This window comes from Mesorhizobium sp. B2-8-1, assembly GCF_006440955.1.
Taxonomy (GTDB): Bacteria; Pseudomonadota; Alphaproteobacteria; order Rhizobiales; family Rhizobiaceae; genus Mesorhizobium.
Window position 1 is genome coordinate 358,358 of the sequence record NZ_VFTX01000005.1, and the last position, 25,439, is coordinate 383,796.

The window sequence follows — 25,439 nt, forward strand, 5'->3', positions numbered from 1 at the left end:
GGAAGCGCGTGAAGGTTGCGGGACTGTTCGCGGGTATTGGGGGATTGGAGCGCGGCCTCGCAAAAGCGGGGCATGAGACGAGCCTGCTCTGCGAAATCTGGGAACCTGCGCGTGCCGTCCTCGCCGAGAGAATGCCCGACGTGCCATGTGAGTTGGACGTTTGCGACCTAAAGACGCTGCCGAAGGAAGTCGAACTGCTCGTCGGTGGATTTCCCTGCCAAGACCTCAGCCAGGCCGGACTAACGGCAGGCATTGGCGGCGCGCGGTCGGGCCTAGTCGGAGAAGTATTTCGACTGATCGACAAGCAGCGCGTGCCATGGGTCGTGCTTGAGAACGTGTCGTTCATGTTGCAACTGGATAAGGGCAGCGCGATGCGCATCTTGATAGATGCCTTCGAAGAGCGCGGCTATCGTTGGGCTTATCGCGTAGTGAACAGCCTTTCGTTCCTTCCACAAAGGCGCGAACGCGTCCTCTTCGTTGCGACCACGTCGGACGTTGATCCGGCTTCGGTCGTTCTCGCCGACGAGGCAGAACCTCGGCTCGCGCCGACCGATCTGGACGCGCGCGCGCATGGTTTTTACTGGACCGAGGGCGTGCGCGGACTGGGCTGGGCGCCAGACGCGATTCCAACACTCAAGAACGGATCGACGGTGGGCATCGCATCCCCGCCGGCGATCCTGTTGCCGTCGGGGGAGGTCATCACGCCGGATATTCGAGACGCCGAACGGTTTCAGGGCTTTCCCGAAAATTGGACATTGCCGGCCGAAATGGTCGGGCGCGCATCGCTTCGTTGGTCACTCATTGGCAATGCTGTCTCTGTTCCTGTCGCCGAGTGGTTAGGCGGGCGGCTCGCCGAGCCGGGATCTTACTATGCAGGCCGAGACGCCGACCTCCCAGCGAATGGCCGTTGGCCTAGAGCCGCTCGTTTCGATGGCGATCGTCGGCATGCAGTTTCCATAAACGCGTATCCACGTTGGGATGTGCGGCCGGCCCTGACGGATTTCCTTCGATATCGCGGTAAGCCGTTGTCGGCGCGTGCGACGCGGGGGTTCCTTTCTAGGACTGAGCGGGCTGTGCTTCGGTTCGCCGACGGCTTCCAGGATCGTCTGCGGTACCATCTCGAACGCATGGAGACGCCGGAGCGCACGAAAGACTTGGAACTCGCTGTCGCCGCGGAATGAGGGCGCCACGACCAGACCCCGACACGTCGGCGCGGATGGCGTTGGTCCGACAGAGAGGCACGGAGATGGAAGCGACGGTAGCGACCGTCCTTCGCGAGTTGGGTCTCCACTATCGGAAGAACGTTAAAAAGCTCCCTGGCAGCCCGGATTTTGCCAACCGCTCGCGCCTCTGGGCCGTCTTCGTCAATGGCTGTTTTTGGCACCATCACACCGGCTGCCGAAGAGCCACCATCCCAAAATCCAACAGCGACTTTTGGACGACGAAATTCCGCGACAACCGACGTCGAGACGCGCGGGCAATTCGCCGCCTTCGACAGGACGGCTATCGCGTAGTCGTAATTTGGGAATGTGAGAGGGGTCGCATTCGCGCCAAGTTAGGCAAGATCCTTGAAACGTGTCGCATAGATTCCCGATAGCCGCGCGATCATAGTGTCGTAGTGGTAAATATCACCTGGCTGAGGTGCCGGAGGTGTCTTGATCAGTGCAACTGGCGTCCCATCGTTTGGCATGTCGATCACCACGATCGAGAGCGCATCATAACCGACGTCGCCGACCTTGGACCGACGGGGGAGCTGTTTGATCTTGTCGATCGCAAGTTGAGCGTCACGTGGCTGCTTGTGCTGGCTCCACTCGGGATCGGCGGCCCGATTCTTCTTATTGAGATCGGGGCTGAGATAATGCTCGGCGATGTTTACCATCGTGAATCCGACCGCTATCGCCTGTTCGCTTGACCCGTGAACCGTGAGATGTGAAGAGTTTAGCTCATCGTAGAGCCGCGGCAGAGCGCGCTGATGCGCAGTCATGCATGCCTTGGCTTCGAGCGCCAAGATCACTGACCCTACTGGTGCCCGGACGAGTGTTGGAAGGCCATTCAGGATTGCACGCTCGCCTGCTGTCAACTCGATGTCGTAGCCGGCGGCGATGCTTGCAAGCGTATCATTGGTCGCCGTTCCACTCGGCATGCAAAGGACGAGATCGAGATTCTTTTTACGATCATGCACGAAGTCGCGCATCTCATGATTGATGCCGAAGCAGACGACGCCCGCTTCGACGTGGCGCCGCAGAAGCGGGGTAGTCGCGAGTAGATCGAAGATTACCCCCCAGCAAGCGACCTTCGAATGATGGTCACTGCGCGAATGATATTGCCAGAGGTTACCGGACCGGTCACGGCGTGTTGTGGGTGACAATGTCCGAATGAGGATTTGCGGCCCGTGCATCGCGCTCTTCGATCTCCGGACTCCGCGTGACAGTCAACTGACCGTCATTCTTCCCGAATCCACCTCAAAGTTTGAAGGCACGTTAGGAAACGAGTCAATGCCAGCCAAGGTCATGGATCAATCGGCAGGTTAAATTATTAATTTCTACGTGCGGGTCTTCCCCGGCGGAGCCTTATCCCACCCGAGCTTCCCTTTTAAGAACTTGAGCTCTTTTGCGACGGCTTCGCGATTCGCAGAATGAAACGCCACGTGCTCGGGTAGCCCGCAGGCGCAGTGATACGTTGCGTCCCACACACGCTGCTTGCTGGGTCACGCTCTTGGAAGCTCCCCCAGCAGCTGCAAACGAAAGATGCGAGAGGCATCCGCTATGACGGAAAAGTAGCAATTCGCAAATCAGGATGGCCTCAGGTTTGAGCAAATCGCTCGAAGCGGTGCGTTCGGCGCCACTATCGCCGTTTGGCCAAGCGCACGCCGGCACCGCCGCCGTTCTCCGGAATAAATTTTATACCGGCAGCTTCGAGCGCTTCGCGGATGGCACCGAGGTTGTTGCGATGTGGGATGCGCGATCCTCGTTCAAAATCCACAACCGTAGCGCGCGAAACACTTGCAGCTTCTGCTAGTTCAGCTTGGCTCCAGCCGAGCATCGCTCTGGCGCCTCTGCATTGCTCCACCGAAATTTGGCTCATCGTTAAAATCAGTCTTTTTGTTTGACTTTGGATCGAATGTCAGCTTAAATGTCGGATGTTAGACAAATTGCGATCTAGTTGACGGGCGGATGGCATCTGCCCAGCCTGACCACGACCAAGTTTAAGCGAGTTCGGATCATGGGTGATTCGACAATACCACGACTTTGCCTCTCGTCATCCGCAGGAGGGTGCTTGGGCAATTGCAATTGCGAGAATGGGAACCCGTCTTCCCCGCCAACTGAACGTTCAAGCCTGAGGATCTAAGAGCCGTACACCTTCACCCTTTTGGCCAGCGGACAAGAATTCGACACCGGCTTTTATCAAAGCCGCCTCAATGGCCTGCAGAGTGCTGATCCGGGAATCTACCTTGCCATTCTCCAACCGGGCCAGCGCATTCAGTGACACAATTGCCTTGTCAGCAAGCTCCTGCTGCGACCAACCAAGCAAAGCCCGTGCGGCTCGAATCTGTCGTGGACTGACCATGAGTCCACAATCGGCAGGCCGATATTCTTTGCCACCTATAGGGTTATTTTGCACCCTATAAGGTATATTAAATGGCGATTCGACATTTCAGAAAACATCGGCGCGAAGAGCCCGGAGCGTGCGACAGGTTCTGTCCGGCTCACTAGTGGAGCATCGAAAGGCCTTGTTGAAACCGCAACGCTCGTTTCTCCTTCGGATGGAGCCGAAGCCAAAGATCGAGAGTGATCCTCATCCCGCCGATCAGCATGTCGGCAGGCAGATTGCGACCGTTCGCGTCCAATCCGACGTATCGCAAGCCCAGCTTGCCCGATCCATAGGCATCAGTTTCCAGCAGCTCCAGAAATACGAGAACGCGCGCAATCGCGTAAGCGCGTCGATGCTCTACGAGATTGCCAGCTCGCTCGGCGTTCCTGTCGGCCGCTTCTTCGAAGGCCTGCCAGGAAACGATGAGACCCGCGTCGAGGCGCGGCCGCTGCCGGTCGATGAGCGCCTGGATTTCATCGCCAGCGCGGAAGGCCGGCGCCTGATCGAGGGGCTTGTGAACCTTCCGCCGCGTGTGCGCGGTCGCGTCTCGTCCCTGATCGCAGCGTTAGGAGAAGAACTGGCCCTGCTAGACACAAAGGCGGACAGCGAGACGGCCGGCGAATTCCCGCCGGCCGAAAGCAATACCGTCTGACGGCCGGTCGGGCCCGTCAGCCGAATTTTCGGGCAGCGGGCAGGGCGATGCGGCCGCAAGTCGAGGACACTTCGATTTCGACGCCGAACGCCCGCGAGCGGGTCGCGAATCCCTCGAGGATGTCTCGCGCCGCGCTTCCCGTCACGGCGACGGGTACCAATCTGCCTGTTGCTGATCCGAGGGACTGAGGGTCCGCGCCGATCGCTACGGGCAGGAGGTCTATTCCCGCTAGGTTCCCGCCGGCATCATAGCGGCACGCGGCGACAACGCTTTGCCAGACTTCCGGGGGATCCCATTCGGTTTCTTCGGGGTGTACGTGGAAAAGGAAGTTGCCGAGGCCGTAAAAGATCGGCGAGCCATTGTGGATTTCCACGGCCTGCAGCACCGGAGCGCCGTGGCTGACGAAGAGGTTGGCGCCGGCGTCGATGCACATCCGGGCAAAGGTCTGCACCCAGCGCGGCACATCCTGCCAACTTGGTTCCCAATGATGGTGATGAAGATAGGCGATGACAAAATCGCCTTGTGCCGCCGCGTTCCGGATGGCGGACAGATGGACACTCGCGCTCCGCTGATCGACTTCGATCAGACGGCCAAAATCGGCGGCCTGCGTGAACACGGTGCCGTAGAAATTGATCTCCTTGCCGGCTGCCACCTCTACCGGGTCCTCTGGTTGCGCATAGTTAGCCAGTTCAAAGGGCGAGCTTTGCAAATGAGCGCCCAGTCTTGCCAGTCTGCTGAAATGTCCGTCCGGCACCCCCATCTTGCGAACGGTGTTCAGGCGATTGACGCCGGGCCGAGGCGGCCGGAAGGCCGTGCGGTCTTCGGCATACATGTTGGTAGGGCCGGGGCCTGCATCCATCGCAAGAAGCGCGACCTCACGTGCGCCCAATCGGCGTCGGCCCGGTCTTCTGGCCTCCGTCTCGTCGGCTCCGATGCCGGCATGCAGGAAATCGCGCGCTTCCACTTCCTCCAGCGTCGAGAGGATGCCGCCGGCGCCGAGATCGAAGGCGTGGTTGTTCGCGAGCGCAAGCGCGTTGAAACCGATGGCCTGCAATGCATCGAGCACTTCAGCCCTGGAATATCCGAAGTATTTGCCCTTGGTCGGCCAACCGCCGTGCTTGCCGAGGATCGTCGACTCGAAATTGGTGAAGACGACGTCGCCTTGGCGCAGGAAGTCTGTAACAGCGATGAAGCGTTCGTCTTTGACGTCACGGACGTCGTGCGTGATCAGGGATTGGCCGGTAACGACCGCGCAGAACTGGTCTTTCATGGAACTCGCCTTGAAGGAGGGGAGGGCGCCGGCGTTCCGGCCAGCGCCACGTCAATGTCGAAGTCGGTTACCGGCTATTGCGGGAGGGCAGGTGAGATATCGCTCTTGAACCACTTCAGGCTCAGCGCCTTGATCGTCCCATCCTTGGTGGCGGCGTCGATTGCCGCGTTGAACTTGGTGAGAAGTTCGGCGTCGTCCTTGCGCATACCGGCGCCGACGCCGGGCCCCCAGAGCCCGCCTTTCAGTTCAGGGCCGAAAAACACCACATCCGAGCCGGCAGGCGTCTCCAGAAAATCCCGCCAGGTGAAATAGTCGGCGAGGCCGCCGTCGATGCGACCCGCGGCAAGATCGAGCTTCATGTTGTCCTGGCTGTCATAACTGCGGATGGTCACGACATCGCCCAGCATTTCCTTCACGACCGCTTCCGAATTCGACGAGCGCAGGGCTCCGATCGCCTTGCCGGCGAGTGTCGATCTGAGGCGTTCAATGGTCGCCTTCTCCTTGTCCCCGATGGTCGAGAGGTTGACCTTCTCCTTGGTGTCGCCGGCGTCGAGACCAAGGTCCTTGCGCACCACGAACTGGTTGAAGCCGGTGGCGTAGGGAACGGAGAACGCGATCTTCTGCTTGCGCTTTTCCGTGATCGCCATGCCAGACATGATCACGTCGAACTTGCCGACAAGCAGTGCCGGGATGATCCCGTCCCAATCCTGCGGGACAAAGGTACATTTGATCTCGATGCGGCGGCACAGTTCCTGTCCAACATCGATATCGTAACCGTAAAGTTGACCGTTCGCGTCGGTAGAGTCCCAAGGCGGCGAAGCACCTTCGGAGGCGATCGAAATCACGCGCTCGCTTTGCGCTCCGGCTGGGAATGCCGACATCAGGGAAGCGATAGAAACAGCAATAGCCAGGGGTATGCGCATGATGCACCTCTTCGTTGGTTTGGATGGAAAGGGCTGCCGAAAGACCGGCGGGTCAGGGCAGGGGCGTCGTGATCTCGGGATCAGGCAATGGTGGGCGCAATCGCGGCTTTCGTCGACGCACAGGATGGCCGTCGGTCGAAAGCCATCGCTCCAGCAACTGGATCGCTTTCACCGCGATCGAGGTGAGCGATAGGTAGATCGCTCCGGCGACGATGAAGATCTCGTACGGCGCGAACGTGGTCGACACCATCTGTCTCGCCATGCCGGTGATCTCGAGCAGCGTTACGGTGCTTGCCAGGGACGAACCCTTGATCATCCCCACGATCTCGTTGCCGTAGGCCGGAAGCGATATCCTGAAAGCGATCGGGAAGGTGACCAGGCGAGCGGTCTGGAAGCGTTTCAAGCCGAGAGACTTGGCCGCCTCAGTGACACCCTTAGGCACGGACTGGAGACCGCGGCACAGGATCTCGGTGGTGTGTGCCGCGCTGTTCAGCGAAAATGTCAGAAGGGCGCACCAGAAAGGGTCGCGCAGGATCACCCAGAAGATGCTGGCTCGCACCGCCTCGATCTGACCGAGGCCATAGTACAGCAGGAAGAGCTGAACGAGCATCGGCGTTCCGCGGATGACATAGGTGTATGCCAGCACCGCGAGCGAGAGGCCGGGACGTCCAAACGCGCGGATGAAGGCCAACGGCACCGACAGAAGAAATCCGGCCGTCAGCGACAGGACCGTCAGGGTCAAGGTGAGGCCAATGCCCGAAGGCAGGACAACCAGAGCGTCAAACATCAAGCCGAGGTTCATGGTCGCTCCCTCCTACCGGCCAAGGGCTGGATAGCGTCGCTCAGCCAGCCGGATCGACAGCAGCGTGACGGTGGTCAGCGAGAGGTAGAGAGCGGCGGCCGCAAGATAGAAGGTCAATGGTGCGCGCAAGGATCCGGCCCCCACATACGCAACGCGCATGATGTCGGCCAGGCCGACGATCGAGACCAGTGCGGTGTCCTTGAAGAGCGAAATCCAGAGATTGCCATAGGCCGGCAGCGCCAGCCGCAGCATCTGCGGTCCGATGATGAACATCCAGCGCTGCCAGGCGTTCAGCCCAAGCGACTTTGCCGCTTCGGCTTGGCCCGCTGGCACCGCCGCAATCGCGCCGCGAAACACTTCGGTCGCATAGCCGCTGAAGACGACCGAGAGCGCGATAACGCCTGCGGTGAATGCGTTCACCTCCACGTACCGGCCGGCGATCTTGCTGGCGAGGGTCGTTCCGCCGAAGTAGATGAGCAGGATAATGAGAAGTTCTGGTACACCACGAACAACCGTCGAGTAGGCCGTCACGACGCTGTTGAGGCGCGGCTGTGCCGTGCCCTTCGAAATGGCCAGAAACAGCCCGAATGCCGTACCCAGGCAGCCGCTGACAAGAGCCAGGCTTATGGTCACGGTGAGTGCGACAACAAACTGAGTAGTAAAACCACCCATGGGGCGCGTTCCTTGGCTCGCAATACCGCGAGATACGACGGTCCGTGTCACTCAGACCAAGTCGTATAACCCAAGGTTGCGAATTGTTATATTTGTAATTTGGAGTTAATTTAAGATATTGGCTAATTCTAGCGCCTGAAATTACACACTCAATCTATAATTTTTATTATTTTATCTATAACGCACCGTTATATACTGAAGCGGTTCGTTGCTCCCTGGGTTGGCGGTATGCTTCCGGGGTGGCGTTATCAGGGAAAGGAGCGCAGGCAATGGAGTTGCTGCAGAGCGACCTCAAGCTCCGTCAGTTGAAGGTCTTCCGAGAAGTGTTGCGGGCCGGTTCGACAAGGCGAGCAGCGGTTGCGCTCGGGATAAGCCAGCCCGCCGTCAGTCAACATGTGAAGCAACTCGAGACCACGCTCGGCATCACACTATTCAAGAGATCAGCCAACCGAATCGTCCCCTTGCAGGAAGCCTGGGAACTCCTGCGAAACGTTGAACTTGCCCTGACGTCCCTGGATCGGCTGGAAGCGTCGATCTTCGCGATGAAGAACGAGGAAAGGCAGAGGATTGCGATTGCCGCGCCTTCTGTTTTCGGTTTTGTGACCTTGCCCAAGGTCGTGGCGATTATCCACGCAAAGACGGCTTCGAATGTCCGGTCTATCTCGGGAAGCTACGACCAGATCGGCGAGCACATCCTGGCTGGGCGGGCAGATCTTGGGATCTCGAGATTGCCGCTCGACCCAAGTCTGTTTGAATGGGCGCCGCTGGGATCGGCACGAAACGTGTGCATCTTTCATCCCGACCATCGCTTCTCAAAACAGACATGTATTGGCGCTCAAGACCTGGCAGGCGAAACGATCGTCGATATCGATCCCCAGTTCGCCGCCCATCAGATGAACTTCAATGCGTTGCGCTTCGCCGGCGTTGAGCCAAACATACTGGTGGAATTCGATTGCAACGGTCACGAGGCCGGATACGTTTCGGCTGGCCTCGGCATTTCAATCACCAATGAGATCATTGCGCGCGAATACGCGGCATTTCAGCTGGGAATAAAGCCCGTGGAACCATCCGCGTTGTATCACTACGTGGCGATTTGGCAGAAGGGCAGGACCTTTTCCAACGTACTAAATGTGTCGCTCCAGGCGATCATCACTGCGTTTTCCACCCGAGAGGGCGATATTCCTCAGGGGCGGCGAGAGAACGACGCCAGGCGGCCAAGTGCGGCGTGTGCGCCGGATCGTTTGACAAGTCGTGCGAATACTGCGCGCCCGCGAGGATAAGGCGATAAGGCCATTGCCGAAGTTAAAGAGACCGCCTCGCGCCGGCGGCGAAACCGCATGTCGATCCCAGCTTAGGATGCGAGGGTGTCGTCGACGGTGTCCGGAAGAGCCCTTGGTGACGTGATTGCCACCTGCGCAGTTGCCCACGCCTTGGCGTCCGGTTCGACAAATTGCTGGGTAAGGAAAACCCGCTCTCATAATCGGCTGAAGGAAGGCTCTGCGCAAGCATCGAGACGCCGGTCGGCATCGTTCTTCGGCCAAGCTTAGGGAAGTCGTGTTCGACCGCGTAGTGGCATCTAAATTCGATCCTCGCGGCAGGAGGTGCCCTCCATTGCTTGCCGAAGATCGGCCGTCCCGATCGGCCCGCGCCCTCCGCAAGAGGCGCGGGCTTTCGCTGCACCCTTGCACCATCCCCGTCAACCTTTTCGGCCCGTAAAACACGCGGCCGATTTACTTCGCGACAATGGTCGGGCAAGTGTGTAACGTCCACGCTTGGAGAGGCAAAACGCCGCTCGTCTGGCTTGTGCCTATGTTTCAACCCATCGCGAATATCGAAGATGCGCAGACACTGGCGCAGGCGATCGTCAACACAATCACCGAGCCGTTTCTCGTGCTGGACGAACAATTTCGCGTGTTGGCCGCCAGTCGCTCCTTCTACAAGGCATTCGAAGTCGACCCCGCGCAGACTCAAGGCTCGCTGCTCTACGCGCTCGGCGACGGTCAGTGGGATATTCCCGCACTTCGCCTGTTGCTCGAAACAATCATTCCCGAGAAGACCGCAATGGACGGTTTCGAGGTCGAGCACGATTTCCCGCGAATCGGCCGCCGCATCATGCTGCTCAATGCCCGCAAGGTGCTCTACGATCACAGTTCGGCCATCACCATCCTGCTCGCCTTCAATGACATAACCGCCCGCCGGGTGATTGAGAGAGAGAAAGAGGAGTTGCTCAAGCGCACGGAAGATCTGCTCCACCAGAAAGACGTGCTGCTGCGCGAAATGGAGCATAGAGTTGCCAACAGCCTTCAGATCATCGCCAGCATCCTGTTGCTAAAGGCACGATCCGTCACCTCGGAAGAGACGCGCCAGCATCTCAAGGACGCTCACCAGCGCGTTCTGTCCGTGGCCGAAGTGCAGCGCCATCTCCACACCGCAGCCGGTATCGACGAGATCGACGTTAGCTCTTACCTACCGAAATTGTGCAGCAGCCTCGCCTCGTCGATGGTCGGCGAAGCTCAGCCGATCACGGTCACCGTCACGGCCGAAGGCGGCAGGATGGACTCGCAGCGTGCCGTCAGCCTGGGACTGATCGTCACCGAACTCGTCCTCAACGCCATCAAATATGCCTTCCCCAAGGAGAAGGCCGGCGCCCGCATCCAGGTCAGCTACGAGACCGCCGGCATCGACTGGAAACTGACGGTTTCGGACAATGGCGTCGGCAAGATCGCCAACGACATACCAGCTACTGGGCTTGGAACGGCCATCGTCGAAGCTCTGGTCAAACAGCTGGAAGCAAGGGTCGACGTCATCAGCGACGCCGGTGGAACCAGCGTGGCGGTGACCCGGGCGACATTCACCTCCCGGGTACCACGAGCGGCTTAAAAAATCGCTGCCACGAGGCCCGCCTTCAGGCTCTAACGAACCATTGACTCCCGATTGTTGCCGGCGTTCTGCTCATCAACGTCAGCGGACACACGTGGCGACCGCTGCTCTCAGCGCTCTATAAAGGCATAGAGATGTCGCTTGCCTGCCCGGGTTCCAGCCTTCAAACCTGTGCAACTCGTGCTCGAGACATCTACGCGGCGCGCGCCGCCAGCAGCGCGTGGAGAGCCTCCGGCTTCAGATGGGTGTAGCGCTTCAACATTTTCCAGTCCTTGTGCCCAGTTACCAGCGCAACTTGTTCGATCGTGAATCCGGCCTCGAAAAGGCGGCTTGTCCCTTCGTGCCGCAAGTCATGAAAATGAAGGTCTTGGATGCCAAGGTCAGCGCACCCTCGACGGAAGGCGGTGCCGACTGACCTATGATTGAATGGGAAAATTCGATCATCGTCATTGCTGCGCCTTGCCTGCTGCTCCTCGACAATTGCCCATGCGTCGTAACCGGTAGCCGCGAACAGCGGTATGCGCTGATTGTTGCCCTTCTTGTGCCGCGGGTCTTTCCGGTCACGGATCAGAAGCATTCGCGTGTGCGTTTCCAGATCGGACCAACGTGCTTTGCAGATTTCCTCCTGGCGCATCGCGGTTGCGACGGCGAAACGTATGATCTGGCTAACCGGTGCAATCTGACGAGGGTTTTCGTCGAAGTGAGCGATCAGCCTATCAAGCTCATCCTGGGTCGGCCGCCTGTCGCGCTCATGCCCTTTGCCAACAAGGCCAAGCCGCTTTAGGGCGATACGCGCGAGATCAACGGGTTCGACCTTGACCGGCAGGCCGTGTACCGCAGCAGCGTGGGATAGGATGAGTTTTATCAGGCCGATGTCGATGCCGAGAGTCACCGGTCCGGCGCCTTGGGCGGCACGATCGCGGCCGAAACGAATGAGCCGCTCGCGATCGAGAGCCGCCATATTGCACTTGCCAAGATGTCTTCGCAGCATGTCGAGTGTCGCGGCCTTGGAGCGGAGAGGGGACTTGCCTACATCGCACATGTCGTCGATATGAAGGTCGATGAGTTCGCCGAAGGTCTTCAGGCGCGCTATACGGGACTTTGTCGGCGTCTCGCCACGATCGACCTGGCGCTCGGTGTCGGTTGCCCAGCGTCGTGCATCGTCTCGACGCAGGAAGGTCTCGCTGACGTAGCGACCTTTGCGACGGACTTGGACACGCCAGGAACCGGACGAGAGTTTTGTGTAAGTGGCCATATTTTCGTGTGCGCTCCGTGTGCACTGAGAGATCGAAACGTGGCGAAAAGGGTCGTATTCTGGCGTAAATTCGTGTGCACTCGGCACGTTCTAACGATTTGATGTTAAAGAAAAAATGCTGAAAAATCAAGATCATAGACTGGCCGTGGCGCCTATGATGGATTGGACGGACCGCCATTGCCGGTTCTTCCATCGCCAGCTGACTCGCCGTGCGTTGCTCTACACCGAGATGGTGGTGGCGGACGCGGTCATCCAGGGCGCGCGCGAGCGCCTGCTCGGTTTCGACGATGCGGAACATCCGGTCGCGCTGCAGCTCGGCGGCTCCGATCCGGGGAAGCTGGCCGAGGCGGCGCGCATCGGCCAGGCTTTCGGCTATGAGGAAATCAACCTCAATGTCGGCTGCCCGTCGGACCGCGTCCAGTCCGGTACGTTCGGCGCCTGCCTGATGAAGGTGCCTGACCTCGTCGCCGACTGTGTCGCGGCGATGAAGGCGGCGGTGACCATTCCCGTAACCGTCAAATGCCGCATCGGCGTCGACGAGCAGGATCCCGAGCCGGCGCTGGATGCGCTTGCAGACGGTGTTTTCGCGGCCGGCGCCGACGCCCTTTGGGTGCATGCGCGCAAGGCATGGCTGGAGGGGCTGAGCCCCAAGGAAAACCGCGACATCCCGCCGCTCGACTATGGCCGCGTCTATCGGTTGAAGGCGAGAAAACCGAGCGAATTCATCGGCATCAATGGCGGTATTCAATCGCTTGAAGAGGCGCAGACGCATCTCCAGCACCTCGACGGCGCCATGCTCGGCCGCGCCGCCTACCATACTCCAGGCATTCTGACCGGCGTCGATGCCATGTTTTATGGAGAGCGGACCGGTCCCTTCGATTTCGCCGCGCTGATCGATGTCATGGCCGGCTACGCCGCACGCCATGTCGAACAGGGCGGGCGGCTCGGCCACGTCACCCGCCATATGGTCGGGTTGTTCCATGGATTGCCCGGTGCGCGCCGCTACCGCCAGATCCTCTCCACGGATGCAACGCGCCCCGGCGCTGGGCCGCAGGTGCTGAAGACGGCGTTCGCTGCGGTCGACCTCAGCGGGGCGGTCGACAAGGCCGCCTGAACCGCTTTTGCCGAACGTCAATCCCGGAGGGTCATCCGGTCGCCGCGCACGTCGAAGCCGGACAGCGAACTGATGAAGTTCATGCCGAGCAGGCTCTGGCCAAGCATACCGGGTGCCGCGACCATCACCGGCATATTCTTTCGCACGATGCCGCCGATGGCCAGTTCGTTGGTTTTCACAGCCGCGGCGCGCGCCGTGCCGTTGGCGGTCGAGACCGGTATGGTGAAATCGAGAGCGGCGGGATTGATCCCGGCTGCCTGGGCGTCCTGCGACGTCAACACGGTGCTGGTCGCTCCTGTGTCGACCACCGTGCGCACTGGCGCGCCGTTGATCAGGATGCGCGCCTCGAAATGGCCATTGTCGGCCTTGTCGAGCGTCACGGTGGCATGGCCGTCCTCGATGCCCAGCGCCAGCGGGCTGCCGGGAACAAGGCCAGCGGTTACCCGGTTGGCGAAATCCTGCAATTCGTAGCGATATTGATAGCCGGCGATCAGCGCGAGCGCGATCGCCGCCCACGCGCCGAGATTGCGCGCCATGGCGCTGAGCGGGCGGCCCGACCTTAGAAGGCCGGCGCCGATGAGCGCGCCGAAGGCGCCCAGCCAGATCAACCGGCCGAAATCATCGTTTTCGACGCCGAGCGTATTGCCGGCGGAATCGTCGAACATCAGCAGCACCGCGCCGACGCCGATGACGAGCATCAGGATCCAGAACAGGCGGTTCATGTCGGCAATCCGTTCACGAGAGCGCGTCGCGTTCGCGCGCCATCCGGGTGCGGCGGGTTTCGCGGCGCGGCCTGCGCTCGACCGTCTCCAGCCTCGCCGGCAGTTGGGCCATGACGTCGCGGCGCGCCTGCGCCGTCATGTCGATCCAGGCGCCGATCTCGTCCCGGGTGCGGCCGCACCCAAAACAAAAACCGGTCTTCATATCGATCGAACAGACCAGAATGCATGGGGATTCGATGGCCGTCATGGATGTTTCCTTGGCTGACTTCCACATGGTGCAACGACATGGCCTTTGCAAGCCCTCGGGAATGCGTCGCCCGCGGCCGCTTTTACATCAAGAGCGGGAGGTTGTGCCGGCGCACGAGGGCGGCTATGCCGCTGCCCATCTGCAAGGACGAATTCCACGACATGACCAGAGCACAGCCTTTCGACGATTTCCGTAACCTGCTGGCCAATCTGCCGGCGGCCGACACGACAGCGGAGGCCCGTGTGCGAACGCTGTTCGCCAAGGCGGACAAGCCAAGGAACTCGCTTGGTCGCATCGAGGATATCGCTGCCTGGCTGGCAGCATGGAGTGGCCGTGCGCCGCCGGCAGTGACGCGGCCTCTGGTCGCGGTCTTTGCCGGCAACCATGGTGTTGTCAGGCACGGCGTCTCGCCGAGAGCCGTGGCGGCGACCGCCAACGCCGTCGAACTGTGTGCGGCCGGCGGTGCAGCGATCAACCAGGTCTGCGTCGCCAACGACCTCGGGCTGAAGGTTTTCGATCTCGCCTTGCATATTCCGACAGCCGACATCACGCAGGATGCCGCACTCGACGAGCGGGGTTGCGCCGCGACCATGGCCTTCGGCATGGAGGCGATCGCCGGCGGCGCCGACCTGCTTTGCCTCGGCGATCTGGGCGTCGGCAATTCCACCGTCGCCGCGGCCCTGTTCGCGGCCGTGTTGGGCGGCAAGGGCGCCGATTGGGTCGGCCCGGGTTCTGGCGCCGATGCGGCGATGCAGGCGCGCAAGGCGGAGGTGGTCGATGCGGCGCTGGCTTTCCACGCCGGCCATCTCGATGAGCCGTTGGAGGTGCTGCGCCGGCTCGGCGGCCGCGAGTTCGCGGCGATAGCCGGCGCCATCCTTGCGGCACGGATGCAGAGAATCCCCGTGCTGCTCGACGGAGTTGCGGCAACGGCAGCCGCAGCGGTCCTGCATGCCGCCAATCCTGCCGCGCTGGATCATTGCCTTCTCGCCGGCCTGTCGCCGGAGCCCGCGCATGCGCAGGCCGCCGAGCGCCTTGGCCTTCGCCCCTTGCTTGACCTCGGCGTCGGCCACGGCGAGGGAGTAGGCGCGGCACTTGCCGCCGGCCTAATCAAGGCAGCGGCACTGACCAGTTCGGGCATGGCCGCGGCCGTTCGCGGCTAGGCCGAGCATTCGTCGCTCATTCCACGCATGAGGCGCGTCAACGCCGACGCGCCGCGACCGCCGCGGTCGGCAGGGCCGGCAGTTCCTCCATCACCCGGCTCAGCGGGAAGATGGCAATCGCCTCTGTGCCTTCGCGCAGCTTGGAATGAAGTTGGAATTCGCCGCCATGCATGGCGAGCAGGCCCTGCACGATCGGCAGACCAAGTCCGGTGCCCTGTTCGGCGCTCTTGATGGCGATCGAACCCTGGCCGAAGGCCGAAAGCACTACCGGGATCTCGTCTTCCGGTATGCCGGGGCCGTTGTCCCTGACCGAGATGTATTGTCCGCCGCCGGCCGTCCAGCCGACGCGCACGCGGATTTCGCCGCCGGTGGCGGTGAACTTGATCGCGTTGGACAAGAGGTTGAGGGTGATCTGGCGCACCGCGCGCTCGTCGGCGAACAGGCGCGGCAAGGCATGTTCGAAATCCTGAATGACGCGGATATCCTTGTTGCGCGCCTTCAACTCCATCATGTGGCAGCAATCCTCGACAATGCCGAGCAGCATCACCGGCTCTTCATTGAGCTGGTACCGGCCGGCCTCGATGCGCGACAGGTCGAGGATCTCGTTGATGAGGTCGAGAAGATGCTGGCCGGATTCGTGCACGTCATGGGCATAGTCGCGATAAGTGGGATTGCTCATCGGCCCCAGCACTTCGTTCGACATCACTTCGGAAAAACCGAGAATTGCGTTGAGCGGCGTGCGCAATTCATGGCTCATCGAGGCAAGAAAGCGCGATTTCGCCAGATTGGCATCTTCCGCGCGCCGCCGCGCCTCGTCCGACATCGATTTCGCGGTCTCGACTTCGGCGATCAGTGCGTCCTTTTCGGAGCGGAACGACAAAAGCATCAGGGAGGAGCGGTTGAGGTTCCGCGCGATATAGGCAAAGAAAGGCAGCGAAAGAACGAGCAGTACGGCCATGATCGCCCCGACAGGCATCCACAGCCTTATTTCGGCGTAGGCGTAAAGCGTCACCGGAACAGCGAAAGTCGCCAGCAGCGCCCCGCGCAGGGATGAGGCCATGATAGCGGTTCCGGCCATGGCAAGCAGCAGCACCACGGCCTTGACCACCTGAAACTGGTCGACCGCGCAGGCACCGCAGCCGATCCAGACGAACCAGCCCCAGCCGAGGCCGCACAGGAAATGTGCGAACAGGAATTCTCTCTGGGTTTGCAACGGGTTAAGATCGGACGCTTCCACGCGTTCGACGCGGCGCGCCATGAAAGCCAACATCGTGTAGCAGGTCAGGGTGAACAGCGCCCAGAGAATGATCTCATTGCCGATGCCGGCCAGCCGGCCAAGCGCGGCGATCGCCAGGACAAGCAGCGGAATGGCAATGGCCCCGCTGGTCATCGCGCGCGCATGGAGTTTCAATAGTTCGCGATCGAAATCCGGATTGCCAGCCTGTTGCGAAAGACGGTCGCGCGTCTTGCGCACCGCGCGCGCGACATCGCTGTTGCGATGGCGTTTCCTGCGGTCCACAATGAATTTGTCCGCTGTGTTCGAGCGTTGCAAAGGCATGAAGACTTCAATTTATGCGGGCGGCATTTCAAGGTGTTAAGCTACGTTCGAATGATTAACCAACCGTTTGCCATATGAGCCGTTCCTGGTCGCAGGGACCGCGCCGGCGGTACGCTGCGCCGCGTCCGCGGAGCCTGTGGCGCAAATTGCTGGACTACGGGCTGACCGTCATTATTCTGGGGTTGCTGATCGTGCTTGCGGCGCGCCTCGATCGCGTGGAGACGCGAAAGACACAGGGCGTCGCCATCATCAATGATGGCGACTCGATCACGCTCGGGGCCGAACGCATCCGCATGCGCGGCATCGACGCGCCGGAATACACCCAGACCTGCCGCAAGAACGGCGCCGATTATTCCTGTGGCACGCTTGCGCGCCAATCTCTGGTGCGCCTGATCGCCGGCAGGCCCGTCATCTGCAGCGGCTGGCAGCGCGATCGTTACGGCCGGCTGCTCGGCGATTGCAGGGCCGGGGACATCGATCTCAACCGCGCACAGGTCGAGGCAGGCTGGGCGGTCGCTTTCGGCGATTACGAGAGCGAGGAAGCGATCGCGCGCGCGGCAAAGGCCGGTATCTGGGCAGGTACGTTCGACCAGCCGCAAGATTGGCGCGACAGCCACCATGGCGAGTCCGTCGAGAGAAAACATGGCACGCTCGCCTCCATCGGCGATGCCGTGCGAGAGATCTTCCGCTTCTGGTAAGCCGGCGGAAGCTGAACCCTGCCATCACCGGCAAGAACTGGAGGATCGAATGAAGCTCTTCGACGGCGGCCGAGCGCCCAACCCAAGACGGGTTCGCGTTTTTCTGGCCGAGAAGGGAATCGCGGTTCCGCTGGTGTCCGTCGACATGGGCGCGCTGGAACACAGGCAACAGGCCGTCAGCTCGCTCAATCCCTTACGGAGGCTGCCGGTGCTGGAGCTTGACGATGGCACCGTCATCACCGAGTCAGTCGCCATCTGCCGCTATTTCGAGGAACTCAATCCCGAGCCCGCACTGTTCGGTCGCGGGGCGCTCGGCAAGGCGCAGGTCGAGATGTGGCAAAGGCGGATGGAATTCAACCTGCTGACCTGCGTCGCGCAAGCTTTCCGCCACACCCATCCGGCTATGAAGGAATGGGAGATCCCGCAGATTCCCGAGTGGGGCGAGGCCAACAAGCCGAAGGCAATCGAATTCCTGCGACTTCTCGAGGGCGAGCTGGGAACCCGCGAATTCGCCGCCGGCGACGCCTATTCGATCGCCGATATCACCGGGATGATCGCCATCGATTTTATGAAACCGGCGCGCATCAAGGTGCCGGACGAGTGCAGCAATGTGTTGCGCTGGTATCGGATGGTTTCGAGCCGGCCGAGTGCCGCGGCCTGAGGATGACTGCGGAACTCGAAAGCTTCGCCGCGACGGTTCGCGCCTGCCGCATCTGCGTCGACAATCCGATCGGCCGGCCACTGCCGCACGAACCGCGCCCGGTGCTGCGACCCTCGTCGAATGCCCGCATCCTGATTGCCAGCCAGGCGCCGGGAACCAAGGTGCATCTGTCGGGCATGCCGTTCACCGATGCTTCGGGCGACCGGCTGCGAGACTGGCTCGGCGTCACCAGCGAGGAGTTCTACGACACCGAGAAGTTCGCTATCGTGCCGATGGGCTTCTGTTTCCCCGGCCAGGACGCCAAGGGCAGCGACTTGCCGCCAAGGCGTGAATGCGCGCCGGCCTGGCGCGCGCCGTTGATGGGGCTCATGCCGCAGATCGACTTGGTGCTGACGATCGGCATCTACGCGCAGTCCTGGCACATGGGTGCCGCGCGGCGCCCGTCCCTGACGGAAACGGTGAGGGACTGGCGCTCCATCTGGGAGAAATCCGCTGGCCAGAAGGTGCTGCCGCTGCCGCATCCGTCCTGGCGCAACACCGGCTGGCTGAAGCGGAATCCCTGGTTTGAAATGGATTTGCTGCCTTTCCTCAGGTCGGAAATCCGCTATCGCCTCGGTTAGACATTCAGCAAGAAACCACCGGCTTTTCCGCCAATCAGCAGAATTTTTTTCTTGTGAAAGCCTATAATAACGCCGATTATGGCCAATCCATTCCTTCAGGAGCTTTCAATGGACCGCCTTGACCGAAAAATTCTCCGCCTCCTGCAGGAGGACGCGACGCTCGCGGTCGCAGATGTCGCCAAGAAAGTGGGACTGTCGACGACCCCTTGCTGGCGGCGCATCCAGAAGCTCGAGGAAGAGGGCGTCATCAAGCGGCGTGTCGCCATTCTCGATCATGAAAAGGTCAATGTGCGGGTCACCGTCTTCGTCTCGATCCGCACCAATTCGCACAGCCATGAATGGCTGCGGCGCTTTTCCGAAGTCATCCAGGAATTCCCCGAGGTGGTCGAGTTCTACCGCATGAGCGGCGATGTCGACTATCTCCTGCGTGTCGTGGTGCCCGACATTGCAGCCTATGATGCCTTCTATAAGCGGCTGATCGCCAAGATCGAGATTCGCGACGTCTCGTCCTCGTTCGCCATGGAGCAGATCAAATACACGACCGAAATCCCGCTCGATTACATGGTGCTGGACAAGGAATCGGGTGCGAACGCGGCCTGAGCGCGCGTGGCCTTGATGCATGCAAGGTCACGCAAGCTCGCCTTGCTTAGTTCTTCTTTTTGTTGAGGAAAGTCCAAGGCGAGTTGACCGGTAGGGTTATTGTGTCCGGCACGGTGTCGACGCCGGTCACGCCTGCCTTGCGCACGGTATAGCCCGACTGGATGACCGAGACGCCGTCCAGGATGAACAGCTGGCTCTTCTCCATGCCCGGTTTCAGCGCGCCGGTTACGGAAACCGGCTGGTAGGCCTGCGACATCCTGTAGGGATGAGCCGGGGTGACCAGGACGATCTGGTTGGGCGGCGGCGTCGGCATGTGACTGCATGCCCCGGTCCACGGCACCAGTAGGAATTGATAGACAAGATCGCCTTCGCGATCGACCGGCAACGCATAGCCGGCTATTTGTATGGTCTTGTCCTGCAGGCCGAGGGATAACGTCTCGCCGTGATCGGGCAATTTTGCCGCGATCATCGGCAGGCCGGCTTCTTCTGCAACCGCCTGGGTCGCCGGGCGCAGATCCTTCCAGAATATGTGTGTGGTCTCGGCCGAAGCGAGGGCGGCTGTAAATGCCGACATTGCGCCTGCGAACGCTGCCATGGCTATGAGACGTTTGGTCATCGGACGTTTTCCTTTGCGTTCGAGTAAAGACACCGCCACCGGCGACGTCAACGCTCGAGCCGCATTACATGCCGGCGAGAACCGGTCATGCCGGCGTCGTGAAAGCCGCGCGCCGCAAACATGTCGCGAAACCCCATGAAACGGTAGCTCGGCGATGCCTCGCCCACCGGATAGGCCTCAATGATATGCGCCCCCTTGGCGAACGCGTGGTCAATGGCCGCATCGAGCAATGCGGAAGCAAAACCGCGGCCGCGCAAAGCCCTTGGCACATAAAAGCAGACGATCGACCATACCCCCGTCTCGCTGTCGTCCTGCCGCTTTGAAAGCCTTCGGTAGGTTTCGCGCGGCGCGACCGAACACCAGGCAACGGTCTTGCCGTCGATCTGGGCGAGGATGCCGACCGGCCTGCCGGCATCGATAAGTGCCATCATCTGGCGCTTTTTCTCATCATTCGGGATGTGCTCGCGGACGGACTGCCGCCACGCCATGCACCAGCAATATTTTGGCGCACCCGGCTGCTCGAACAATATCTCGAAGTCGCCGCGTGTTGCCGGCGTCACCTCCGTGAACCGGATATCGGCAAGATCAGCTTTTTCTGGAGGTGAGCCGTTCCAGCCTTTTGGCATCCGTTAACTCCTTCACGGCGTCCCGGCCGATCCAGCGCGCCGTCTTGTCGGATGATCCGGCCAACTTTTGCGCGAGCGCAAGGGCAGGGGCATGCAGCGCCGCCGAGCGTTTGCCAATCTGCCGCAGCGCCCAGCTGACCGCCTTCCTGACGAAATTGCGCGGATCGCCGGCATGCGCCCCGATCAACGGCAGATAGGCGAGAAACGTCGCGTCCGGCTCCTGCTTCAGATGTACTGCGCTCCACGCCACCATGGCAAAGCCGGCGCGGCGCACGAACTCGCGTTCGTCGGCAGCAAACTCCTCGATCAACTCACGCCGGAACGGCGTTTCAGCAAAGAGATCCGAAACGCTGTCTACGATCTCCCAGGAATCGAAATCGCCGGCCCAGCGGCGGCACTGCTCGGCCGTGATCCTTTTCGGCTCCCCGGTGAACGCCGCCACCAGCCGCGCCTCGCGAACACCGCTGTCCCACAGGGCAAGCGCCCGCTCGTGATTGCGCTTCAGCTTGCGCGCCAGCGGCCGCAAATCCGAATTGCCTACACCAAGCGCCGTCGCGGTGTTGATGCCGAACCGGGCCATGCCGGCGCGGTTTTCCTGCGTGCCTATCGAGCGCAGGTGAGCGACGATGTCGTCCGCGCTCCAGCTCGGGCAGGGCAGGGACATTTGCGTTCTACTTTTCCAGCCTCGCCAGCAGTGAGGATGTGTCCCAGCGCCTGCCGCCCATCGCCTGGACGTCCTTATAGAACTGGTCGACGAGCGCCGTCACGGGCAGTCTGGCCCCGTTGCGGTCGGCTTCATCAAGGCAGATGCCGAGATCCTTGCGCATCCAGTCGACCGCGAAGCCGAAGTCGTATTTGCCTGCATTCATCGTCTTGTGCCGGTTCTCCATCTGCCACGAGCCCGCTGCGCCCTTGGAGATCACATCGATGACCTTCTCGATGTCGAGCCCGGCCTTCCTGCCGAAATGGATGCCTTCGGACAGTCCCTGCACCAGCCCGGCGATGCAGATTTGGTTGATCATCTTGGTGAGCTGGCCGGCGCCTGCCGGTCCCATAAGCCCGACCATCCGGGCATAGGCGTCGATGACGGGCCTGGCTTTGTCGAAGGCTGCCTGATCGCCGCCGACCATGACGGTCAGAATGCCGTTTTCGGCGCCGGCCTGGCCGCCGGAGACCGGCGCGTCGAGGAACGAGAAGCCGCGCTCCTGTGCGGTCTCGGCCAATTCGCGCGCGACCTCGGCCGATGCCGTGGTGTTGTCGATGTAGACGGCGCCCTTTTTCATGGCCTGAAAGGCACCGTCCTTTGCCGTCGTCACCGAACGCAGATCGTCGTCATTGCCCACGCACGAGAAAACAAAGTCCTTGCCTTCGGCAGCCTGCGCCGGCGTCAGGGCGAGAGCGCCGCCGTGCTGGGCGACCCATTGCTCCGCCTTTGCCCCGGTGCGGTTGTAGACGGTGACGTCATGGCCGCCCTTGTTCTTCAGATGCGCGGCCATGGGGTAGCCCATGACGCCAAGACCGAGAAATGCCACCGATGCCATGGCTTGTTCCTTCCGACGGGAGCAGAGATTGCAGTTGCGGAAGGTCTAGGCCATGCGGCGGATTCGTCAAGGCGGGCGCCGAGCCATCGACTGGCACAGATCAGGTAAGCTTACCGTTTCAGGTGAATGGTAATCCGGCGCTCGATCCATTCGACGCCGTGGCGCAGGATCTCGACCATCACCAGATAAACGATCGCCACCCAGACATAGGCCTGGAAGTCGAAGGACTTGGCGTAGGCGAGTTTCGCATTGCCCATCAGGTCGTAGACGGTGATGATGGCGACGATCGCGGAGGCCTTGATCATCAGAACGAGTTCATTGCCGTAGGGTCGCAAGGCCACGATGATCGCCTGGGGCAGAATGACCTTGCGCAGCGTCTGCAACTTGTGCAGGCCGAGCGAAGCGGCGCCTTCCCACTGGCCCCTTGGAACGCTCTCTATGGCGCCGCGCAAGATTTCGGCCTGATAGGCGGCCGTGTTGAGCGCAAAGGCGAACACGCCGCAGTTGAAGGCGTCGCGGAAGAACCACCATAGCCCAACCGATTCGAGCTGCACGCGGAAAGAACCGACCCCGTAATAGACCAGATAGACCTGAACCAGCAGCGGCGTGCCGCGGAAGAAATAGACGTAGCAATAGGCGGGCCACGACAGCAACCGGTTGTTTGACATGCGGCCATAGGTGACGGGCAGCGACAGGATGGCGCCGGCCACCATCGACACAGCCACCAGCGACAGGGTGGTTCCAAGTCCCTGCAGATAGGCCGGCGCATATCGTGCGAAGAACTCGCCGTTCCACGCGGAGACCAGATAGGCCAGTATGCCGAAGCCGAAGAGGATCCAGAGGCCGACGAGTGCGTATCCCACGATACGGGCACGCGGCCAGCCGCGCGCCGGCGGCGGCGGCCGATCGACGGCAATGGTGTCGGTGACGCTCATCGCGCTTCCTTCTGCCCGAGCGACCGCAAGATGAAGCCGGTGGCGATCGAAGACAGGATTGCCAGGATGAGAAAGACCAGCGCCGCGACGCTGTAGAACAGGAACGAATGTTTGGTGACGCGCGCCGCGACGCCCGCATTGCGCAAGGTCTCGGCGAGGTTGACGACCGAGACCAGGGCTGTGTCCTTGAGCAGGCTGAGCCAGCAATTCTCGAGACCGGGGAAGGCGATGCGCAGCAATTGAGGCAGGATCACCTTGCGCATGGTCAGCCACTTCGACAGACCGATCGCATAGCCGCCCTCATACTGGCCCTTCGGAATGGCGCGAAAGGCCGAAAGGAATACCTCGCTGGCATAGGAAGAGAAGATCAGCGAGAGCACGATCATGCCGGCGATGAAGCTGTCGACATCGATCGTCGCCTCGGGCCTGAAGAAGCGGATGATGTATTGCAGCAGGATGGGCATGCCGAAGAAGAACAGGAAGAGCGTCACCAGCTCCGGAAGGCCCCGAAACATGGTGGTGTAAATGTTCGCGGCCAGCCGCAGCGAAGGCTCTTCGGATTGCTTTGCCCAGGCAATGAAAAAGCCGATCGTCAGGCCGATCGGAAGCGTGGCGAGCGCCAGCGCGATGGTGACCACCGCGCCATAGGCGATATCGTCAAGCCAGCCATTGGGTCCCCAACTGAGAAGTGTCCATATGCTTTGGGCTGGCATCGAGTGGTGTTATCTCCAGAGCTCCCAGATCGGGTAAGGCGGCAGGGAGACCCTGCCGCCCTTGGAGGTGATTATCAGGACTCGGCGCCGTAGACGTCGAACTTGAAGTACTTGTCGTTGATTTCCTTGTATTTTCCGTTGGCCCTGATGGCGTCGATGGCGGAATTCAGCTTGTTGACCAGATCGGTCTCGCCCTTGCGCACCGCAATGCCCGCGCCAGGTCCGAAAATCTCGACCGGCTGCGGCGAGGGCTGGCCGAGGATCTTGCAGCAGGCACCGTCAGGCGAATCCAGCCACTGCTGCAGCACCACGATATCATCCTCGATGGCGTCGAGGCGGCCGTTGGCCAGATCCGCCTGTTCCTCGGGGCTGCTCGGATAACCCTTGATCGTGCTGTCGGTGTAGGTCTTCGAGGCATAGTTGAAATGGGTCGTCGTGGTGGCCACGCCGATACTCTTGCCGGCGAGGTCCTCCTTGGTCACGCCCTTCAGCGTCGAATCCTTCGGCACGGCGAGCGCCGAGGGCGTGTTGTAGTATTTGTGAGTGAAGTCGACCTTCTCGGCACGCTCCGGCGTGATCGACATCGATGCCACGATGGCGTCGAACTTGCCCGCCTGCAGCGCCGGGATGATGCCGTCCCAATCCTGGGCAACGAAGGTGCACTTGACCTTCATCTCATCGCAGAGCGCCTGGGCGATGTCGATGTCGAAACCGACGAGCTTGCCATCGGAAGTCAGGTTGTTGAAGGGCGGGTAGGCGCCCTCGGTGCCGATCCTCAGGGTCTTTTCCTGGGCCTGGGCTACGCCGAGCGTCAGCAGCGCGGCCGAAGCGGCGAGCGCGATACGCAGTGCAATACGCATAATGATCCTCTCTTTATGGTCCCGGCCGTCGTTCCGAAACGGCTCTGTGGGGGCGGTGCTTTTGACCGCCCGCTGGCCCGATACTCCCACTCTTTCCAAGAAAAAAGCAACTGCAAAACCACGAAAATCGGCAATGTCCTTCTGCCGTTACGTTACTTCTCAAGCAACGAGGCCGGTCGCGCGCTCGACGAAGTCGGCTATCGATTTCACGTCGTCGAGATCGAACACCGGCAGGCTTTTGTCCTCGATGGCGAAGTCGGCCGCAATGGCAACGATCCCGGGGTCACCCGCCGAAAGCGGCGTCCGGTCCTTCGCCTCCAGGCGCCGGGTTTCGATCTTGCGGTGGGCTTCGCGCTTGTAGCCTTCGACCAGCACGATGTCGGACGGCGCAAGCCGCGACAGGATCGCTTCCAGCGCCGGCTCATCCTCGCCGCGCAATTCGTGCATCAGCGCCCAGCGATTGGCGGAGACGATGGCGACTTCCATGGCTCCTGCCTGCCGGTGGCGAAAGCTGTCCGCGCCCGGCTTGTCGATGTCGAAATCATGATGGGCGTGCTTTACGGTCGAAACCCTCCAGCCGCGCCCAACGAGTTCCGCGACCAGTTTCTCAGTCAGGGTCGTCTTGCCGGAGTTCTTCCAGCCGGTGATGCCGAAGAGGCGCTTGTTCATCTCAGATGCTCTGCAGCAACCGCGCCGCCTTGGCAAGATCGTCGGGCATGTTGA

The 25,439-nt window shown here is 61.1% G+C and carries 30 protein-coding genes; 11 read left to right on the forward strand and 19 right to left on the reverse strand.

The features are described 5' to 3' along the window. Positions 1 to 8: 8 nt before the first annotated feature. Together dcm and vsr are read left to right on the forward strand one after the other, a co-directional pair. A complete protein-coding gene (dcm, locus tag FJ428_RS16235) occupies positions 9 to 1,181 on the forward strand; it encodes a DNA (cytosine-5-)-methyltransferase (protein WP_140879776.1) in 1,173 nt (390 codons plus the stop codon). 35 nt (positions 1,182 to 1,216) lie between these two features. Continuing rightward, positions 1,217 to 1,597, forward strand: a complete 381-nt coding sequence (gene vsr / locus FJ428_RS16240; protein ID WP_224518973.1) for a DNA mismatch endonuclease Vsr — start codon at positions 1,217 to 1,219, stop codon at positions 1,595 to 1,597. Here vsr and FJ428_RS16245 read toward each other — a convergent pair. From FJ428_RS16245 to FJ428_RS16255, 3 genes are all read right to left on the reverse strand, one after another. Beyond that, positions 1,556 to 2,398, reverse strand: coding sequence for a hypothetical protein (locus tag FJ428_RS16245; protein WP_140879778.1), 843 nt, complete (start codon positions 2,396 to 2,398; stop codon positions 1,556 to 1,558). The genes vsr and FJ428_RS16245 overlap by 42 nt on opposite strands. Before the next feature lie 446 nt (positions 2,399 to 2,844). Continuing rightward, positions 2,845 to 3,084 (reverse strand): helix-turn-helix transcriptional regulator, encoded by a 240-nt coding sequence (locus tag FJ428_RS16250; protein WP_224518974.1) that lies wholly within the window; start codon positions 3,082 to 3,084, stop codon positions 2,845 to 2,847. A gap of 246 nt (positions 3,085 to 3,330) precedes the next feature. Further along, positions 3,331 to 3,567, reverse strand: a complete 237-nt coding sequence (locus FJ428_RS16255; protein WP_140879779.1) for a helix-turn-helix domain-containing protein — start codon at positions 3,565 to 3,567, stop codon at positions 3,331 to 3,333. Positions 3,568 to 3,733: 166 nt separating this feature from the next. Here FJ428_RS16255 and FJ428_RS16260 point away from each other — a divergent pair, with 166 nt between their 5' ends. Beyond that, a complete protein-coding gene (locus tag FJ428_RS16260) occupies positions 3,734 to 4,243 on the forward strand; it encodes a helix-turn-helix transcriptional regulator (protein WP_246675779.1) in 510 nt (169 codons plus the stop codon). Between the two features lie 16 nt (positions 4,244 to 4,259). Here the strand turns inward: FJ428_RS16260 and FJ428_RS16265 are convergent, their stop codons facing one another. The 4 genes from FJ428_RS16265 to FJ428_RS16280 form a co-directional block, all read right to left on the reverse strand. Beyond that, the gene (locus FJ428_RS16265) at positions 4,260 to 5,513 is read right to left on the reverse strand and encodes a CapA family protein (protein ID WP_140879780.1); all 1,254 of its coding nucleotides are present in this window, start codon (positions 5,511 to 5,513) and stop codon (positions 4,260 to 4,262) included. A gap of 74 nt (positions 5,514 to 5,587) precedes the next feature. Then, a complete protein-coding gene (locus FJ428_RS16270; RefSeq protein ID WP_140879781.1) occupies positions 5,588 to 6,436 on the reverse strand; it encodes a transporter substrate-binding domain-containing protein in 849 nt (282 codons plus the stop codon). Between the two features lie 52 nt (positions 6,437 to 6,488). After that, complete coding sequence (locus FJ428_RS16275) at positions 6,489 to 7,238, reverse strand: ABC transporter permease subunit (RefSeq protein ID WP_140879782.1); 750 nt, start codon at positions 7,236 to 7,238, stop codon at positions 6,489 to 6,491. Positions 7,239 to 7,250: 12 nt separating this feature from the next. Continuing rightward, the gene (locus tag FJ428_RS16280; RefSeq protein WP_140879783.1) at positions 7,251 to 7,910 is read right to left on the reverse strand and encodes an ABC transporter permease subunit; all 660 of its coding nucleotides are present in this window, start codon (positions 7,908 to 7,910) and stop codon (positions 7,251 to 7,253) included. A gap of 269 nt (positions 7,911 to 8,179) precedes the next feature. Here FJ428_RS16280 and FJ428_RS16285 point away from each other — a divergent pair, with 269 nt between their 5' ends. Both FJ428_RS16285 and FJ428_RS16290 read left to right on the forward strand, forming a co-directional pair. Next, entirely contained in the window at positions 8,180 to 9,190 is a 1,011-nt protein-coding gene (locus FJ428_RS16285) for a LysR family transcriptional regulator (RefSeq protein ID WP_281405851.1), read from the forward strand. Between the two features lie 529 nt (positions 9,191 to 9,719). Then, a complete protein-coding gene (locus tag FJ428_RS16290; RefSeq protein ID WP_140879784.1) occupies positions 9,720 to 10,790 on the forward strand; it encodes a PAS domain-containing sensor histidine kinase in 1,071 nt (356 codons plus the stop codon). A 193-nt stretch (positions 10,791 to 10,983) separates the two neighbouring features. Here FJ428_RS16290 and FJ428_RS16295 read toward each other — a convergent pair whose 3' ends face one another. Next, positions 10,984 to 12,045 (reverse strand): site-specific integrase, encoded by a 1,062-nt coding sequence (locus FJ428_RS16295; protein WP_140879785.1) that lies wholly within the window; start codon positions 12,043 to 12,045, stop codon positions 10,984 to 10,986. A gap of 115 nt (positions 12,046 to 12,160) precedes the next feature. Between FJ428_RS16295 and dusA the strand changes: the two genes are divergently transcribed. Then, complete coding sequence (gene dusA / locus FJ428_RS16300; protein WP_140879786.1) at positions 12,161 to 13,159, forward strand: tRNA dihydrouridine(20/20a) synthase DusA; 999 nt, start codon at positions 12,161 to 12,163, stop codon at positions 13,157 to 13,159. 17 nt (positions 13,160 to 13,176) lie between these two features. Here the strand turns inward: dusA and FJ428_RS16305 are convergent, their stop codons facing one another. Together FJ428_RS16305 and FJ428_RS16310 are read right to left on the reverse strand one after the other, a co-directional pair. Continuing rightward, positions 13,177 to 13,881 (reverse strand): TIGR02281 family clan AA aspartic protease, encoded by a 705-nt coding sequence (locus tag FJ428_RS16305; protein ID WP_140557180.1) that lies wholly within the window; start codon positions 13,879 to 13,881, stop codon positions 13,177 to 13,179. A 13-nt stretch (positions 13,882 to 13,894) separates the two neighbouring features. Beyond that, complete coding sequence (locus FJ428_RS16310) at positions 13,895 to 14,128, reverse strand: DUF1289 domain-containing protein (protein WP_140515375.1); 234 nt, start codon at positions 14,126 to 14,128, stop codon at positions 13,895 to 13,897. 161 nt (positions 14,129 to 14,289) lie between these two features. Here FJ428_RS16310 and FJ428_RS16315 point away from each other — a divergent pair, with 161 nt between their 5' ends. Next, positions 14,290 to 15,288, forward strand: coding sequence for a nicotinate-nucleotide--dimethylbenzimidazole phosphoribosyltransferase (locus tag FJ428_RS16315; protein ID WP_140879836.1), 999 nt, complete (start codon positions 14,290 to 14,292; stop codon positions 15,286 to 15,288). Positions 15,289 to 15,325: 37 nt separating this feature from the next. Here FJ428_RS16315 and FJ428_RS16320 read toward each other — a convergent pair whose 3' ends face one another. Beyond that, complete coding sequence (locus tag FJ428_RS16320) at positions 15,326 to 16,846, reverse strand: HAMP domain-containing sensor histidine kinase (protein WP_140879787.1); 1,521 nt, start codon at positions 16,844 to 16,846, stop codon at positions 15,326 to 15,328. Positions 16,847 to 16,920: 74 nt separating this feature from the next. Between FJ428_RS16320 and FJ428_RS16325 the strand changes: the two genes are divergently transcribed. The 4 genes from FJ428_RS16325 (at position 16,921) to FJ428_RS16340 (ending at position 19,425) form a co-directional block, all read left to right on the forward strand. Next, entirely contained in the window at positions 16,921 to 17,544 is a 624-nt protein-coding gene (locus FJ428_RS16325) for a thermonuclease family protein (protein WP_140879788.1), read from the forward strand. Between the two features lie 49 nt (positions 17,545 to 17,593). Continuing rightward, the gene (locus FJ428_RS16330) at positions 17,594 to 18,205 is read left to right on the forward strand and encodes a glutathione S-transferase (RefSeq protein WP_140879789.1); all 612 of its coding nucleotides are present in this window, start codon (positions 17,594 to 17,596) and stop codon (positions 18,203 to 18,205) included. A 2-nt stretch (positions 18,206 to 18,207) separates the two neighbouring features. Continuing rightward, positions 18,208 to 18,825: a uracil-DNA glycosylase family protein gene (locus FJ428_RS16335; protein ID WP_224518976.1), complete on the forward strand. Its 618-nt coding sequence runs from the start codon at positions 18,208 to 18,210 to the stop codon at positions 18,823 to 18,825. Between the two features lie 108 nt (positions 18,826 to 18,933). Beyond that, positions 18,934 to 19,425 (forward strand): Lrp/AsnC family transcriptional regulator, encoded by a 492-nt coding sequence (locus FJ428_RS16340; RefSeq protein ID WP_006205209.1) that lies wholly within the window; start codon positions 18,934 to 18,936, stop codon positions 19,423 to 19,425. Positions 19,426 to 19,471: 46 nt separating this feature from the next. On the opposite strand, the gene FJ428_RS16345 is transcribed toward FJ428_RS16340, so the two are convergent. The 8 genes from FJ428_RS16345 to mobB all read right to left on the reverse strand — a co-directional run bounded on the left by FJ428_RS16345 (position 19,472) and on the right by mobB (position 25,385). Next, positions 19,472 to 20,020: a DUF3299 domain-containing protein gene (locus FJ428_RS16345; protein WP_318012477.1), complete on the reverse strand. Its 549-nt coding sequence runs from the start codon at positions 20,018 to 20,020 to the stop codon at positions 19,472 to 19,474. Positions 20,021 to 20,088: 68 nt separating this feature from the next. Further along, on the reverse strand, positions 20,089 to 20,667 hold the full coding sequence (locus FJ428_RS16350) for a GNAT family N-acetyltransferase (RefSeq protein WP_140525214.1): 579 nt from the start codon (positions 20,665 to 20,667) through the stop codon (positions 20,089 to 20,091). Next, positions 20,627 to 21,331: a DNA alkylation repair protein gene (locus tag FJ428_RS16355; protein WP_140648943.1), complete on the reverse strand. Its 705-nt coding sequence runs from the start codon at positions 21,329 to 21,331 to the stop codon at positions 20,627 to 20,629. The genes FJ428_RS16350 and FJ428_RS16355 overlap by 41 nt, the downstream gene beginning before the upstream one ends. A gap of 7 nt (positions 21,332 to 21,338) precedes the next feature. Beyond that, positions 21,339 to 22,208 (reverse strand): NAD(P)-dependent oxidoreductase, encoded by an 870-nt coding sequence (locus tag FJ428_RS16360; protein ID WP_140498634.1) that lies wholly within the window; start codon positions 22,206 to 22,208, stop codon positions 21,339 to 21,341. Positions 22,209 to 22,318: 110 nt separating this feature from the next. Continuing rightward, complete coding sequence (locus FJ428_RS16365) at positions 22,319 to 23,143, reverse strand: ABC transporter permease (protein ID WP_140498633.1); 825 nt, start codon at positions 23,141 to 23,143, stop codon at positions 22,319 to 22,321. Next, the gene (locus FJ428_RS16370) at positions 23,140 to 23,856 is read right to left on the reverse strand and encodes an ABC transporter permease (protein WP_140498632.1); all 717 of its coding nucleotides are present in this window, start codon (positions 23,854 to 23,856) and stop codon (positions 23,140 to 23,142) included. Before FJ428_RS16370 ends, FJ428_RS16365 begins: the two co-directional genes overlap by 4 nt. Positions 23,857 to 23,930: 74 nt before the next feature. Then, positions 23,931 to 24,716: an ABC transporter substrate-binding protein gene (locus FJ428_RS16375; RefSeq protein WP_140498631.1), complete on the reverse strand. Its 786-nt coding sequence runs from the start codon at positions 24,714 to 24,716 to the stop codon at positions 23,931 to 23,933. A gap of 159 nt (positions 24,717 to 24,875) precedes the next feature. Then, positions 24,876 to 25,385 carry a molybdopterin-guanine dinucleotide biosynthesis protein B gene (gene mobB, locus FJ428_RS16380; RefSeq protein ID WP_140879790.1) on the reverse strand — a complete coding sequence of 170 codons (510 nt, stop codon included), beginning with the start codon at positions 25,383 to 25,385 and terminating at the stop codon, positions 24,876 to 24,878. Positions 25,386 to 25,439: the final 54 nt, after the last annotated feature.